This window comes from uncultured Streptococcus sp., assembly GCF_915066115.1.
Classification (GTDB): domain Bacteria; phylum Bacillota; class Bacilli; order Lactobacillales; family Streptococcaceae; genus Streptococcus.
The window spans coordinates 1-14,328 of record NZ_CAJZDT010000008.1 but is presented as its reverse complement, the minus strand read 5'-3'; the positions used below and the strand labels follow the sequence as shown (position 1 = coordinate 14,328).

The 14,328-nt window shown below is 42.4% G+C and carries 18 protein-coding genes; 16 read left to right on the top strand and 2 right to left on the bottom strand.

Annotated features, from left to right (window positions below; all coding sequences use genetic code 11):
* The first annotated feature begins 1 nt into the window (after window position 1).
* The 8 genes from rsgA (at window position 2) to pflA (ending at window position 7,530) form a co-directional block, all read left to right on the top strand.
* Entirely contained in the window at window positions 2-880 is an 879-nt protein-coding gene (gene rsgA / locus QZ565_RS01375) for a ribosome small subunit-dependent GTPase A (protein ID WP_295524439.1), read from the top strand.
* 10 nt (window positions 881-890) lie between these two features.
* On the top strand, window positions 891-1,547 hold the full coding sequence (gene rpe, locus QZ565_RS01370) for a ribulose-phosphate 3-epimerase (protein WP_295524437.1): 657 nt from the start codon (window positions 891-893) through the stop codon (window positions 1,545-1,547).
* Window positions 1,510-2,172, top strand: coding sequence for a thiamine diphosphokinase (locus QZ565_RS01365; RefSeq protein ID WP_295524434.1), 663 nt, complete (start codon window positions 1,510-1,512; stop codon window positions 2,170-2,172). The genes rpe and QZ565_RS01365 overlap by 38 nt, the downstream gene beginning before the upstream one ends.
* A 1-nt stretch (window position 2,173) precedes the next feature.
* Window positions 2,174-3,430 carry a DNA recombination protein RmuC gene (locus tag QZ565_RS01360; RefSeq protein ID WP_295524432.1) on the top strand — a complete coding sequence of 419 codons (1,257 nt, stop codon included), beginning with the start codon at window positions 2,174-2,176 and terminating at the stop codon, window positions 3,428-3,430.
* Complete coding sequence (locus tag QZ565_RS01355) at window positions 3,420-4,361, top strand: 3'-5' exoribonuclease YhaM family protein (protein ID WP_049492793.1); 942 nt, start codon at window positions 3,420-3,422, stop codon at window positions 4,359-4,361. The genes QZ565_RS01360 and QZ565_RS01355 overlap by 11 nt, the downstream gene beginning before the upstream one ends.
* A 104-nt stretch (window positions 4,362-4,465) precedes the next feature.
* Window positions 4,466-5,293, top strand: a complete 828-nt coding sequence (purR, locus tag QZ565_RS01350; protein ID WP_004238844.1) for a pur operon repressor — start codon at window positions 4,466-4,468, stop codon at window positions 5,291-5,293.
* Window positions 5,294-5,359: 66 nt separating this feature from the next.
* The gene (locus QZ565_RS01345; RefSeq protein ID WP_295524429.1) at window positions 5,360-6,610 is read left to right on the top strand and encodes a diaminopimelate decarboxylase; all 1,251 of its coding nucleotides are present in this window, start codon (window positions 5,360-5,362) and stop codon (window positions 6,608-6,610) included.
* 125 nt (window positions 6,611-6,735) lie between these two features.
* Window positions 6,736-7,530, top strand: a complete 795-nt coding sequence (gene pflA, locus QZ565_RS01340) for a pyruvate formate-lyase-activating protein (RefSeq protein ID WP_033683045.1) — start codon at window positions 6,736-6,738, stop codon at window positions 7,528-7,530.
* Window positions 7,531-7,604: 74 nt separating this feature from the next.
* Here the strand turns inward: pflA and yidC are convergent, their stop codons facing one another.
* Window positions 7,605-8,531 (bottom strand): membrane protein insertase YidC, encoded by a 927-nt coding sequence (gene yidC / locus QZ565_RS01335; RefSeq protein WP_295524427.1) that lies wholly within the window; start codon window positions 8,529-8,531, stop codon window positions 7,605-7,607.
* 77 nt (window positions 8,532-8,608) lie between these two features.
* The gene (locus QZ565_RS01330; protein WP_001174612.1) at window positions 8,609-8,887 is read right to left on the bottom strand and encodes an acylphosphatase; all 279 of its coding nucleotides are present in this window, start codon (window positions 8,885-8,887) and stop codon (window positions 8,609-8,611) included.
* Between the two features lie 33 nt (window positions 8,888-8,920).
* Between QZ565_RS01330 and QZ565_RS01325 the strand changes: the two genes are divergently transcribed.
* From QZ565_RS01325 to QZ565_RS01290, 8 genes are all read left to right on the top strand, one after another.
* On the top strand, window positions 8,921-9,661 hold the full coding sequence (locus QZ565_RS01325; protein WP_295524425.1) for an RNA methyltransferase: 741 nt from the start codon (window positions 8,921-8,923) through the stop codon (window positions 9,659-9,661).
* Between the two features lie 55 nt (window positions 9,662-9,716).
* Window positions 9,717-10,400: a Bax inhibitor-1/YccA family protein gene (locus tag QZ565_RS01320; RefSeq protein ID WP_295524423.1), complete on the top strand. Its 684-nt coding sequence runs from the start codon at window positions 9,717-9,719 to the stop codon at window positions 10,398-10,400.
* Between the two features lie 111 nt (window positions 10,401-10,511).
* Entirely contained in the window at window positions 10,512-11,504 is a 993-nt protein-coding gene (gene asnA, locus QZ565_RS01315) for an aspartate--ammonia ligase (protein ID WP_000748003.1), read from the top strand.
* Window positions 11,505-11,568: 64 nt separating this feature from the next.
* Entirely contained in the window at window positions 11,569-12,108 is a 540-nt protein-coding gene (gene rsmD / locus QZ565_RS01310) for a 16S rRNA (guanine(966)-N(2))-methyltransferase RsmD (protein ID WP_153210446.1), read from the top strand.
* On the top strand, window positions 12,098-12,586 hold the full coding sequence (gene coaD, locus QZ565_RS01305) for a pantetheine-phosphate adenylyltransferase (RefSeq protein ID WP_295524418.1): 489 nt from the start codon (window positions 12,098-12,100) through the stop codon (window positions 12,584-12,586). Before rsmD ends, coaD begins: the two co-directional genes overlap by 11 nt.
* The gene (locus QZ565_RS01300) at window positions 12,570-13,607 is read left to right on the top strand and encodes a SepM family pheromone-processing serine protease (protein ID WP_153210448.1); all 1,038 of its coding nucleotides are present in this window, start codon (window positions 12,570-12,572) and stop codon (window positions 13,605-13,607) included. The genes coaD and QZ565_RS01300 overlap by 17 nt, the downstream gene beginning before the upstream one ends.
* 57 nt (window positions 13,608-13,664) lie before the next feature.
* Window positions 13,665-13,895, top strand: coding sequence for a DUF1146 family protein (locus tag QZ565_RS01295; protein ID WP_004260552.1), 231 nt, complete (start codon window positions 13,665-13,667; stop codon window positions 13,893-13,895).
* Between the two features lie 61 nt (window positions 13,896-13,956).
* On the top strand, window positions 13,957-14,328 hold a 372-nt coding region (locus QZ565_RS01290; RefSeq protein ID WP_295524414.1), incomplete at its 3' end, for an acyltransferase family protein.

Genomic DNA, 14,328 nt, shown 5'->3' with positions numbered 1-14,328 from the left:
GATGCAAGGACAAATTATTAAAGCCCTGGCAGGTTTCTACTATGTGGAGAGTGAGGGTCAGGTTTATCAGACGCGCGCGCGTGGGAATTTCCGTAAAAAAGGCCATACCCCTTACGTTGGGGATTGGGTAGATTTCTCTGCTGAGGAAAATTCAGAAGGTTATATCCTCAAGATTCACGAACGGAAAAACAGTCTGGTCCGTCCGCCTATTGTCAATATTGACCAAGCTGTGGTAATCATGTCCGTCAAGGAACCGGACTTCAACAGCAATTTGCTGGATCGTTTCTTGGTTCTTTTGGAGCACAAGGGCATCCATCCCATCGTCTATATTTCCAAAATGGACTTGTTGGATGATAGGGAAGAATTAAGTTTTTACAAACAAACCTATGGTGACATTGGTTATGACTTTGTGACCAGTAAAGAAGAACTTCTTCCTTTGTTAACAGGTAAGATTACAGTCTTTATGGGGCAGACGGGCGTTGGGAAGTCAACTCTTCTCAATAAAATCGCACCAGATCTTAATCTTGAAACAGGAGAAATCTCAGACAGTCTGGGTCGTGGCCGTCATACCACTCGAGCTGTTAGTTTTTATAACCTCAATGGGGGCAAAATCGCAGATACGCCAGGCTTTTCATCCTTGGATTATGAAGTCTCAACGGCTGAAGACCTTAATCAAGCTTTTCCAGAGCTTGCTAGTATCAGTCGAGATTGTAAGTTCCGTAGCTGTACCCATACTCATGAGCCTTCTTGCGCGGTTAAACCAGCTGTTGAAGAGGGTGTCATTGCGTCCTTCCGTTTTGATAATTACCTGCAATTCCTCAGTGAGATTGAAAATCGCAGAGAAACCTATAAAAAAGTCAGCAAAAAAATTCCAAAATAAGGAGAAACCTATGTCTCAATACAAGATTGCTCCGTCAATTCTGGCAGCAGATTATGCCAACTTTGAACGTGAAATCAAACGTCTAGAAGCAACTGGGGCAGAGTATGCCCATATCGATATCATGGACGGTCACTTTGTACCACAAATCAGTTTTGGTGCAGGTGTAGTCGAAGCTCTTCGCCCTCATAGCAAGATGGTCTTTGACTGCCACTTGATGGTAGCCAATCCTGAACACCATCTGGAAGACTTTGCGCGTGCAGGTGCGGATATCATCAGCATCCATGTTGAAGCAACGCCTCATATTCATGGCGCCCTCCAAAAAATTCGTTCGCTCGGTGTCAAACCTTCGGTTGTCATTAATCCTGGTACGCCAGTCGAGACGATTAAGCACGTCCTTCATCTAGTTGACCAAGTCTTAGTCATGACAGTGAACCCTGGTTTCGGTGGGCAAGCTTTTCTACCTGAAACCATGGATAAGGTTCGTGAGTTGGTTGCCCTTCGTGAGGAAAAAGGCTTGAACTTTGAGATTGAAGTCGATGGCGGGATTGATGATCAAACTATTGCTCAGGCTAAAGAAGCTGGTGCGACCGTTTTTGTAGCAGGTTCCTATGTCTTTAAGGGAGATGTCAATGAGCGAGTACAAACTCTCAGAAAACAACTGGACTAGGGTTGCCGTTTTTGCAGGCGGAGACCGCGGTCACTACCGGACGGACTTTGATTGCTTTGTCGGTGTGGATCGGGGCTCGCTCTGGGTCTTGGAGGAAAAACTTCCTCTCGCCATAGCAGTTGGGGATTTTGATTCTGTAACCGCAGAAGAGCGTCAGTTGATTCAAAAACGTGCTCAGCATTTTGTCCAAGCGCGACCAGAAAAAGATGATACTGATCTAGAATTGGCTCTTTTAACCATCTTTGAGCAAAATCCTCAGGCTCAGGTCACTATTTTCGGGGCTCTTGGTGGCCGTATTGACCATATGTTGGCTAACGTCTTTCTGCCTAGCAATCCAAAGTTGGCCCCCTATATGCGTCAGATAGCGATTGAGGATGGGCAAAATTTGATTGCCTATTGTCCAGAAGGAACCAGTCAGCTTGAACCGCGTTCAGACTATGACTACCTAGCCTTTATGCCAGTTCGGGATAGCCAGTTGACCATTCTTGGAGCCAAGTATGAGTTAACAGAGGAGAATTTTTTCTTTAAAAAAGTGTACGCTTCTAACGAATATATAGATAGGGAAGTTTCGGTGACTTGCCCAGATGGCTATGTGGTTGTCTTGCATAGCAAGGACAGGAGGTAAGATGGAAAGTTTACTTGTTCTATTATTAATTGCCAACCTAGCTGGTCTCTTTCTGATTTGGCAAAGGCAGGATAAGCAGGAAAAACATTTAAGCAAGAGCCTGGAGGATCAGGCAGATCACTTGTCAGATCAGTTGGATTACCGCTTTGAACAAGCCAGACAAGCCAGTCAGCTAGATCAAAAAGATTTGGAAGTGGCTGTCAGCGATCGTTTGCAAGAAATGCGAATGGAATTGCACCAAGGTTTGACTCAGGTTCGTCAAGAAATGACAGATAATCTCTTACAAACTAGAGACAAGACCGACCAACGCCTCCAAGCCTTGCAGGAATCAAATGAGCAACGCTTGGAACAAATGCGCCAGACGGTCGAGGAAAAGTTGGAAAAGACCCTACAGACACGCTTGCAGGCTTCCTTTGAGACAGTTTCCAAGCAACTAGAGTCTGTCAATCGAGGTCTGGGAGAAATGCAGACAGTTGCCCGCGATGTTGGTGCTCTCAACAAGGTTCTCTCTGGAACCAAGACGCGAGGGATTCTGGGAGAATTGCAACTGGGGCAAATCATAGAAGACATCATGACCCCTGCCCAGTACGAGCGAGAATTTGCAACGGTTGAAAACTCCAGCGAACGAGTGGAGTATGCTATCAAGTTACCTGGCCAAGGCGGCCAGGAATATGTCTACCTGCCAATCGACTCTAAGTTTCCACTGGCAGATTATTACCGCTTAGAAGAAGCCTATGAAGCAGGTGACAAGGACGAGATTGAACGCTGTCGTAAATCGCTTTTAGCAAGCGTCAAGCGCTTTGCTAAGGATATCAGGAATAAGTATCTAGCACCGCCTCGAACAACCAATTTTGGAGTTTTATTTGTTCCGACAGAAGGTCTCTACTCAGAAATCGTCCGCAATCCGGTCTTCTTTGATGATTTGAGGCGGGAGGAGCAGATTATTGTTGCAGGTCCAAGTACCTTATCAGCCCTTCTAAATTCCCTATCAGTTGGCTTCAAGACCCTCAATATCCAGAAGAGTGCTGACCATATCAGTAAGACGCTTGCTAGCGTCAAGACCGAGTTTGGCAAGTTTGGTGGCATTCTGGTCAAGGCACAAAAACACCTCCAACATGCCTCTGGCAATATTGATGAATTATTAAATCGTCGTACTACAGCTATTGAGCGGACGCTCCGTCACATTGAGTTATCAGAAGGTGAGCCTGCGCTTGATCTACTCCATTTCCAAGAAGATGAGGATGAATATGAAGATTAGTCACATGAAAAAAGATGAGCTGTTTGAAGGCTTTTACCTAATCAAGTCAGCTGATTTGAGACAGACACGAGCTGGGAAAAATTACCTAGCCTTTACCTTCCAAGATGATAGTGGCGAGATTGAAGGTAAACTCTGGGATGCCCAACCTCATAACGTTGAGGCCTTTACCGCAGGTAAGGTTGTCCACATGAAAGGACGCCGAGAAGTTTATAACAACACTCCACAGGTCAATCAAATTACTCTCCGCCTGCCTCAACCTGGTGAACCCAATGATCCAGCTGATTTCAAGGTCAAGTCACCAGTTGATGTCAAGGAAATCCGTGACTACATGTCGCAAATGATTTTCAAAATAGAAAATCCTGTTTGGCAACGAATTGTTCGAAATCTCTACACCAAGTACGATAAGGAATTCTATTCTTATCCAGCAGCAAAGACCAACCATCATGCCTTTGAAACGGGTTTGGCCTATCATACGGCGACCATGGTGCGTTTGGCAGATGCCATTAGCGAGGTCTATCCTCAGCTCAATAAGAGCCTGCTCTATGCAGGAATTATGTTACATGACTTGGCTAAAGTTATTGAGTTGACGGGACCAGACCAGACTGAGTATACAGTGCGAGGCAATCTCCTTGGACATATCGCTCTGATCGATAGTGAAATTACTAAGACGGTTATGGAGCTTGGTATCGATGACACTAAGGAAGAAGTCGTTCTGCTTCGCCATGTCATTCTCAGTCACCACGGCTTACTAGAGTATGGAAGTCCGGTTCGTCCACGTATCATGGAGGCAGAGATTATCCATATGATTGATAATCTGGATGCTAGCATGATGATGATGTCAACAGCTTTGGCTTTGGTGGATAAGGGAGAGATGACCAATAAAATCTTCGCTATGGACAATCGTTCCTTCTATAAACCAGATTTAGATTAATAATTTAAGAAAAACGAGCATTTTTAGGGCAAGAATGTTCGTTTTTTTATGTGAATATGGTATAATGGATAAAATATCAAAATTAAATGAAATGGGAAATAGAAATGAAATTAAGAAGAAGTGATCGGATGGTTGTCATTTCCAACTATTTGATTAATAATCCTTATAAACTAACTAGTCTCAATACTTTTGCTGAGAAGTATGAATCTGCTAAATCATCCATCTCAGAAGATATCGTGATTATCAAACGTGCCTTTGAGGAAATCGAAATCGGCCACATCCAGACAGTTACTGGGGCTGGTGGAGGTGTCATCTTCACACCATCAATCTCAAGCCATGATGCCAAGGAAATGGTTGAGGACTTGCGTGCTAAGTTATCAGAAAGTGACCGTATCTTGCCAGGTGGCTACATCTACCTGTCTGATTTGCTTAGCACACCAGCTATCTTGAAAAATATTGGTCGTATTATTGCCAAGAGCTTTATGGATCAAAAAATTGACGCGGTTATGACAGTAGCGACCAAGGGTGTTCCACTTGCAAATGCAGTTGCTAATGTCCTCAATGTTCCTTTTGTTATTGTGCGCCGTGACTTGAAAATTACCGAAGGTTCAACTGTCAGCGTCAACTATGTTTCAGGTTCAAGTGGTGACCGTATTGAGAAAATGTTCCTTTCAAAACGTAGTCTCAAGGCAGGTAGTCGAGTCTTAATCGTAGATGACTTCTTAAAAGGCGGAGGAACGGTCAACGGGATGATCAGCCTCTTGCGTGAGTTTGATTCAGAATTGGCTGGTGTAGCGGTCTTTGCGGACAATGCCCAAGAAGAACGTGAAAAGCAATTTGACTATAAGTCACTCTTGAAGGTAACCAATATTGATGTCAAGAACCAAGCCATCGATGTTGAGGTTGGCAATATCTTTGACGAAGATAAATAAGAGATAGAACTAAAGGTTGGAACGATTGTCCCAGCCTTTCTTTGCAAATAGAATAGAAGGAAGCTTATGAAAACACCATTTATCAATAGAGAAGAGTTAGAAGCGATTGTTGCCGAGTACCCGACTCCCTTTCACTTGTATGATGAGAAGGGGATTCGTGAGAAGGCAAGAGCTGTTAACCAAGCCTTTTCGTGGAACAAGGGTTTTAAGGAATATTTTGCAGTTAAGGCAACTCCAACACCAGCTATCTTGAAAATACTCCAAGAGGAAGGCTGCGGTGTGGACTGCTCTAGTTATGTAGAGCTCTTGATGAGCCATAAACTGGACTTTCCGGGTTCTGAGATTATGTTCTCCTCTAACAACACGCCAGACAAGGAATATGCCTATGCGCGTGAATTAGGTGCGACCATTAACTTGGATGCTTTTGAAGATATTGAACATCTAGAGCGTGCAGCAGGTATTCCAGAAATCATCTCTTGTCGTTACAATCCTGGTGGTGTTTTTGAACTGGGGACAGACATTATGGACAATCCTGGAGAAGCCAAGTTTGGCATGACTAAGGCGCAGCTCTTTGAAGCCTTTGCTATTTTGAAGGAAAAAGGAGCCAAGACTTTTGGGATTCACTCCTTCCTAGCATCCAATACGGTGACCCATCTCTATTATCCAGAGTTGGCCCGTCAGCTTTTTGAATTGGCTGTTGAAATCAAGGAAAAGTTAGGTATTTCGCTAGATTTTATCAATCTTTCTGGCGGTATTGGTGTCAACTATCGTCCTGAGCAGGAACCAAATGATATTGCCTTGATTGGTGAGGGAGTTCGTAAGGTGTATGAAGAGGTTCTTACTCCAGCTGGTCTTGGTCAGGTCAAGATTTTTACCGAATTGGGTCGCTTTATGCTAGCCCCTCACGGTGCTTTGGTCACAAGAGTCACTCATAAGAAAAAAACTTATCGTACCTATCTAGGTGTGGATGCATCGGCAGTCAACCTCATGCGTCCAGCTATGTATGGAGCCTACCACCATATTACCAATCTGACACATCCAGAAGGACCAGCTGAAGTGGTAGATGTGGTCGGTTCACTCTGCGAAAACAATGATAAATTTGCAGTGAATCGCGAGTTACCTCATACAGAAATCGGTGATTTGCTGGTAATTCATGATACAGGTGCCCACGGTTTTTCAATGGGATACCAGTATAATGCCAAATTACGTTCTGCGGAAATCCTCTATACTGAAGAAGGTAAAGCTCGTCAAATCCGCCGTGCAGAGCGCCCTGAGGACTATTTTGCAACCTTGTATGGCTTTGATTTTGAAGAATAAAATGATAATTAATTGAAAATGAAATTGAAAAACAGATTGCTTTCTAAAAAATAGGAAAAAATCTTGTTTTTCCTTCAAGTCGTGATATAATAAAACTATAAAACGTTTTCAAGGAAGGTAACGATATGTCTGAAGAAACAATTGATTATGGACAAGTGACAGGAATGGTGCATTCGACAGAAAGCTTTGGTTCGGTAGATGGGCCTGGTATTCGCTTTATTGTCTTTTTGCAGGGCTGTCACATGCGTTGCCAGTACTGCCACAACCCGGATACTTGGGCTATGGAGTCCAATAAATCACGTGAACGCACAGTAGATGATGTCTTGGCAGAGGCTTTGCGCTACCGCGGTTTCTGGGGAAATAAGGGTGGTATTACAGTTAGTGGGGGAGAAGCCCTCTTGCAGATTGATTTCCTGATTGCCCTCTTCACAAAGGCTAAGGAACAAGGAATCCACTGTACCTTGGATACCTGTGCTCTTCCTTTCCGTAATAAACCACGTTACCTTGAAAAATTTGACAAACTCATGGCTGTCACTGACTTGGTTCTCTTGGATATCAAGGAAATCAACGAAGAACAGCACAAGATTGTCACTAGCCAAACCAATAAAAACATCTTGGCCTGTGCCCAGTATCTATCAGATATTGGAAAACCTGTCTGGATTCGCCACGTATTAGTTCCAGGTTTGACAGACAGAGACGATGACTTGATTGAACTTGGTAAGTTCGTCAAGACCCTCAAAAATGTTGATAAGTTTGAAATTCTGCCTTATCACACCATGGGTGAGTTCAAGTGGCGTGAATTGGGAATTCCATATTCGCTCGAAGGAGTCAAACCACCAACAGCAGACCGCGTGAAAAACGCTAAAAAACTCATGGATACAGAAAGTTATCAAGACTATATGAAACGTGTACATGGATAAAAAAGAAGCCTGATGGGAACATCGGGCTTTTGAGTTACAAAAAAACTTAGCAAACCAGCTAAGTCTTTTTCTTCTTATCTCGAACGTTGTTTGCCAGCGTTGCGATTTTTGTGTTTTTTCTTGCTTGTGATAGCAGTTGGTTGTTCAGGGGTAACGTCTTTTCGTCCGTTTACTGTTGAGAATGCACTTGCTTTTGGTGGGTTCTTAGCCAATTCTTCACGGACTTTTTTGCGAAGTTTTGGACGAACGATATAGTTGACGATAAACTGTTGGAGAATCATCATGAAACCACCGACAACCCAGTAAAGTGTGACACTGGCTGGTGAGAAGAGGGAGAAGACGACGATCATGAGTGGGCTCATGTAAATCATCTTCTTAATTTGTTCTCTTTGCATTTCATCTTCTACTCCGTGAAGTGAAAGGAGTGATTGAAGATAGTAAAGGACACCAGCGCAGGCAACCAAAATCATACTTGGAGAACCTAGAGGAATTCCTAGGTAGCTTGCTTGAGCAACCCCTTCAGTATGTTGGGCAGCAAAGTAGATAGCAGAGAAGAAAGGCATTTGAAGGAGGATAGGGAAACATCCTACACCACCAAACATGCTGATGCCGTGCTCTTTTTGAGCGGCAAAGAGAGCCTGTTGGGCTTCTAGTTTTTCTTCTTGAGTTGTTGCTTCCTTGAGACGTGTTTGGTGTGGCTCAAGGACGTGCTTGAGGGCGTTCATCTTTTCAGAGTGAAGCGTTGCTTTCCATGATTGGTAGATACCAAGTGGCAAGATAATCAAGCGCACGATAATGGTTACGATGATGATACCAACCCCAAAACCAAGTCCCTTGTCATTGGCGAAGTACTTGATAGCTTCAGCCATAGGCGCTCCGATAGTATTCCAAATAAATCCTGTTGGCTGACCTGTGGCTTTATCGACGTTGACACAGCCAGTCAAGACAAGCAACATAGCCACTCCCATAGCTGAGAGTGCAAAACGTTTAATAGATTTCACTGTTTTTATTCCTTCTTTAAAAATTATACCTTTCTATTCTACTGTTTTTTTACAAAATATACAATAGTTCTAGAGACCTAATTTGCGATTTTGAAGTCAGGGTAGGGAGGAAAGTTACTCAGTTTGACATCTAAGTAGCTGACTTTTGAAAAAGGTGTCGGACCTTTTCGGATTTCTTGGATAAATTTTGCCATGATAGCAGATGAGTCTGCTTGGGCTAAGATTTCTACTGTGCCATCGTCGTTATTCCATACTCGGCCTGTGATGCCACCAATTTCAAGAGCCAAGCTGTAAACACCCCAACGAAAGCCAACTCCCTGAACCCTGCCTTGGGCAATCATTCTAACCTTTTGCATACCAAACCCCTTTGATTGTGTTATAATATTTCTATGACTATTATAACCTCAAAAGCCAATTCTGTGGTAAAAAATGCCAAGAAATTACACCAAAAAAAATACCGCAAGTCTGCCTATTTGATTGAAGGCTGGCACTTGTTTGAAGAAGCTGTTCAAGCTGGGGTGACGATTGAGAAAATCTTTGCTCTGGAAAATTATCGAGATCAGTTAGCCTCTTTTCCGCAAACTGTCTGGGTGTCAGAGGATATTTTGCTAGATTTGGCGGATTCTCAGACTCCACAGGGAATTGTTGCCGTGGTTCAAAAAGAAGAAGTAGGACAAGCTGATTTTAGTCAGGGCAAGTTCTTATTTTTGGAAGATGTGCAAGATCCTGGTAATGTGGGAACCATCATTCGGACTGCGGATGCAGCAGGCTTTACAGGAGTGATTGTTTCAGATAAGTCGGCAGATATTTACAGTCTCAAGACCCTTCGTTCTATGCAAGGCAGTCATTTCCATCTGTCTATTTATCGGATGTCGAGCCAAGCGCTTCTCGAGGAAGCTAAAAAGGCTGGTATCCCTGTGCTGGCAACCACTCTTTCCAAGGATTCTAAAGATTATCGTGACTTGCCTCATTTAGATCAGTTTGTCTTGGTTATGGGAAACGAGGGTCAAGGAATTAGTCCCCTCATGGCTGAAAGTGCAGACCAGTTGGTCCATATTAGCATGAAGGGTCAGGCTGAGAGTCTGAATGTCGCAGTTGCAGCCGGTATTTTGATTTTTCATTTAAGCTAATTTTAACTTTCTTTGTTATAATCAAGGAAAGACATTCATAGAAAAGGAGACAAAGATGAATCATACTATTATACAAGACCGTACTGGTCTCAATCAATTTTACGCTAAGGTTTATGCCTTTGTTGGTCTGGGAATCGGATTATCCGCTTTAGTATCAGGTCTTATGTTGACGGTCTTTCAATCTCAGTTGGTTTACTTTTTGATGCAGGGACGCCTCTGGTTGACCATTGCTACTTTTGCGGAGTTGGCCTTGGTTTTCGTTGCCAGTAGCATGGCCTTAAAGAATAGTCCAGCAGCTCTTCCAGTATTTTTACTTTACTCAGTATTAAACGGCTTTACCCTTAGTTTTGTGGTGGCCTTCTATACTCCAGGTACAGTTTTATCTGCCTTTGTATCGAGCGCCCTTCTCTTCTTTGTCATGGCGGCAGTTGGCATGTTCACCAAGAAAGATTTGAGTGGCCTGGGTCGGGCTATGATGGCGGCGCTTATCGGTTTGCTGATTGCCATGGTAGTTAATATTTTCTTGGCTAGCGGTTTCTTTGATTATATGATTAGCGTAGCCATGGTTTTGGTTTTCTCAGGGTTGATTGCTTGGGACAACCAAAGAATTCGTCTCGCTTATGAACAATCACAAGGCCGTGTAGCGACAGGTTGGGTTGTGTCAATGGCTCTCAGTATCTATCTTGATTTTATCAATCTCTTCCTAAGTATTCTACGTATCTTCGGTCGAAATGACTAAAAGGTTCATGACATCAGTGTTCGAAGGAGCACTGATTTTTTTATATTTGGTCTTTTCTTTTCTTGGAAATAGGTGTATAATGCTTTTAATTAATTTTTTGAGGAGTAGTTTATGAAGAAAAGTTTTATTCATCAACAAGAAGAGATTTCCTTTGTCAAAAACACTTTTACCCAGTATTTGAAAGATAAGTTAGAAGTTGTCGAAGTTCAAGGTCCTATCTTGAGCAGGGTCGGCGACGGGATGCAGGATAATTTATCAGGTGTGGAGAATGCCGTATCGGTCAAGGTTCTCCAAATCCCTGATGCTACTTATGAAGTGGTGCACTCACTTGCCAAATGGAAACGCCATACTTTGGCCCGTTTTGGTTTCGGTGAGGGAGAAGGCCTTTTTGTCCACATGAAGGCCCTTCGTCCAGACGAAGATTCGCTGGATGCGACCCACTCTGTTTATGTTGACCAGTGGGACTGGGAGAAAGTTATCCCAAATGGTAAACGTAATATCGCTTATCTAAAAGAAACAGTTGAGAAGATTTACAAGGCTATTCGTCTTACTGAGCTAGCTGTTGAAGCCCGCTATGACATCGAATCAATCTTGCCAAAACAAATCACTTTTATCCACACAGAAGAGTTGGTAGAACGCTACCCAGATTTGACACCAAAAGAGCGTGAAAATGCTATTTGTAAAGAATTTGGAGCAGTATTCTTGATCGGTATCGGTGGTGAATTACCAGACGGTAAACCGCACGATGGACGTGCACCAGACTACGATGACTGGACAAGTGAGTCTGAAAATGGCTACAAGGGTCTAAATGGTGATATTCTTGTTTGGAATGAGTCTCTGGGGGGAGCCTTTGAGTTGTCTTCTATGGGAATCCGTGTAGATGAAGAAACGCTTCGTCGTCAGGTTGCCATTACAGGTGATGAAGACCGCTTGGAATTGGAATGGCACAAGGCTTTGTTGAATGGTCTATTCCCATTGACAATCGGTGGAGGAATTGGACAATCTCGTATGGCCATGTTCTTACTTCGCAAGAAACATATCGGAGAAGTGCAAACAAGTGTCTGGCCTCAAGAAGTCCGCGATACTTACGAAAATATTTTGTAGAGAATCGAACCGCAAGGTTCGGTTTTCTTTCTCTTTTCGCCCATAATTTGGTATAATAAACGGTATGAAAATCGTATCAGGAATCTATGGGGGACGTCCCCTCAAGACACTAGAAGGCAAGACGACAAGGCCCACTTCGGATAAGGTTAGGGGAGCCATTTTTAATATGATTGGTCCCTACTTTGAAGGGGGACGAGTCTTGGACCTTTATGCAGGTAGTGGTGGTTTATCTATCGAAGCTGTATCGCGTGGCATGGCTAGCGCTGTTTTGGTAGAGCGAGACCGTAAGGCCCAGGCCATCGTGGCTGAAAATATCCAGATGACCAAGGAAATTGGAAAATTTCAACTCCTCAAGATGGATGCGGAAAGGGCTCTAGAGCAGGTATCTGGAGAATTTGATCTCATTTTCTTAGACCCTCCCTATGCCAAGGAACAAATCGTAGCAGATATTGAAAAAATGGCTGAGAGAGAGCTTTTTTCTGAAGATGTCATGGTCGTGTGTGAGACGGATAAAGCCGTTGAACTTCCAGAAGAAATTGCCTGCCTGGGCATCTGGAAGGAAAAAATTTATGGAATTAGTAAGGTGACAGTCTATGTCAGATAAGATTGGCTTATTCACAGGCTCATTTGATCCGATGACAAATGGGCATCAGGATATGATTGAACGGGCTAGCAAACTCTTTGATAAGCTCTATGTCGGTATTTTTTTTAACCCCCACAAAAAAGGATTTCTCTCTCTTGAAAATCGTAAACGGGGGTTAGAAAAGGCTTTGAAACATTTAGAAAATGTTGCAGTCGTGTCTTCTCATGATGAATTGGTAGTTGATGTTGCAAAAAGACTGGGTGCTACTTGTCTAGTGCGGGGCTTGAGAAATGCAACGGATTTGCAATATGAAGCCAGTTTTGATTACTACAACCATCAGCTGTCTCCTGATATGGAGACCATTTATTTACATAGTCGACCGGAACATCTCTATATCAGTTCGTCTGGTGTTCGAGAACTTTTGAAGTTTGGTCAGGATGTTGCCTGCTATGTTCCTGAGAGTATTTTGGAGGAAATAAGAAATGAAAAAAAAGATTAGATGGCCTTTATACGTCATTGCGGCCTTGATAGCGACTTTCTTGGCGTTTGTAGTGCCCTTGCCTTATTATATAGAGGTTCCAGGTGGTTCGGAAGATATTCGCCAAGTCCTCAAAGTCAATGATACAGAAGATAAGGAAGCTGGTGCCTATCACTTCGTTACGGTTGGTGTCCAGCATGCTACTTTAGCTCATATGATTTATGCTTGGTTGACGCCTTTTACAGATATTCGTAGTGCTCAGGAGACTACAGGTGGTTCTTCAGATGTAGAATTTATGCGGATCAATCAATTCTACATGCAGACATCACAAAATATGGCCAAGTATCAAGGTCTAAAAACAGCTGGTAAAGATATCGAACTTAAATACCTTGGGGTTTATGTCTTGACTGTAACGGATAATTCAACCTTTAAAGGGATACTCAACATCTCTGATACAGTAACAGCAGTCAACGATCAGACTTTTGACAGTTCTAAAGATTTGATTGATTACGTCAATTCTCAAAAACTAGGGGACTCCGTCAAGGTAACTTATGAAGAAGATGGGCAAACCAAGTCTGCAGAAGGAAAGATTATCACCTTGGAAAATGGAAAAAATGGGATTGGAATTGGCTTGATTGACCGTACAGAAGTAACCAGTGATGTCCCAATTCGTTTTTCAACAGCTGGTATCGGCGGTCCAAGTGCTGGTCTCATGTTTAGTCTGGCTATCTATACTCAAATAGCTGACCCAGGCCTTCGTAATGGTCGAATTGTTGCCGGTACAGGAACTATTGACCGCGATGGGAATGTGGGGGACATTGGAGGTATTGATAAGAAAGTTGTAGCTTCGGCTAGAGAAGGTGCCGCTATTTTCTTTGCCCCTGATAACCCTGTTAGCGAAGAAGAACAAAAAGCGCATCCGGATGCGAAAAACAACTACCAAACAGCTCTGGAAGCAGCTAAAACAATCAAGACAGATATGAAAATTGTGCCAGTTAAAACCCTACAAGATGCAATTGATTACTTGAAAAACAATCCCTAGTTTTTAAGTGAAGTTTCCAAACTAGCGCACAAACAGAGAAGATGGTATAATAGTCAAATGGTTCAATTATTATTCACTCTAAGCAGTCACATGCTCTTTATTTATGTGAGTTTTTACCTTTTAAAAAATCTTGTTAGATGGGAAAAGGTTTTAAAAGTGACAACTGAGAATACAGGAAAAGTTCGTTTACTAGTAGCCTTTTTCAGCATTGTAATGGGCTATATCATGAGTTCTTTCTTTATTAGCCTGTATCAGTTGTGGCAAGAAGCGCTTAGAGGATTATTATAATTTGCGTGTTTAAGAAATTACTTTCAAGATATTATTAAACTTATAGGGAGAAATAGAATTCATGGATATTATAATCTTATTGTTGATAACGCTATTAATTTATTTGTTACCTCAAAATAAGGAATATCTAAATGTTAAATCTACATCAGGGCTTAGAGGATTTCTAGCTATAGGAATAATATTTCATCATTTGTCACAATGGGTTACATCTGGTGATGAATTTTCTAATTTTTCCTATATGGGAACTTATATCGTTTCTATTTTCTTCTTTTTATCTGGTTATGGGTTATATATTCAAACCAAAGTAAAACCTGATTATTTAACTAATTTTTTTAGAAAAAGACTGTTGAAGATACTTATTCCGTTTGTATTTATCTCTGGGATATACTTAATTTATAGAATGGCGTATCTAAAAGAAATAATAAATTTGAAT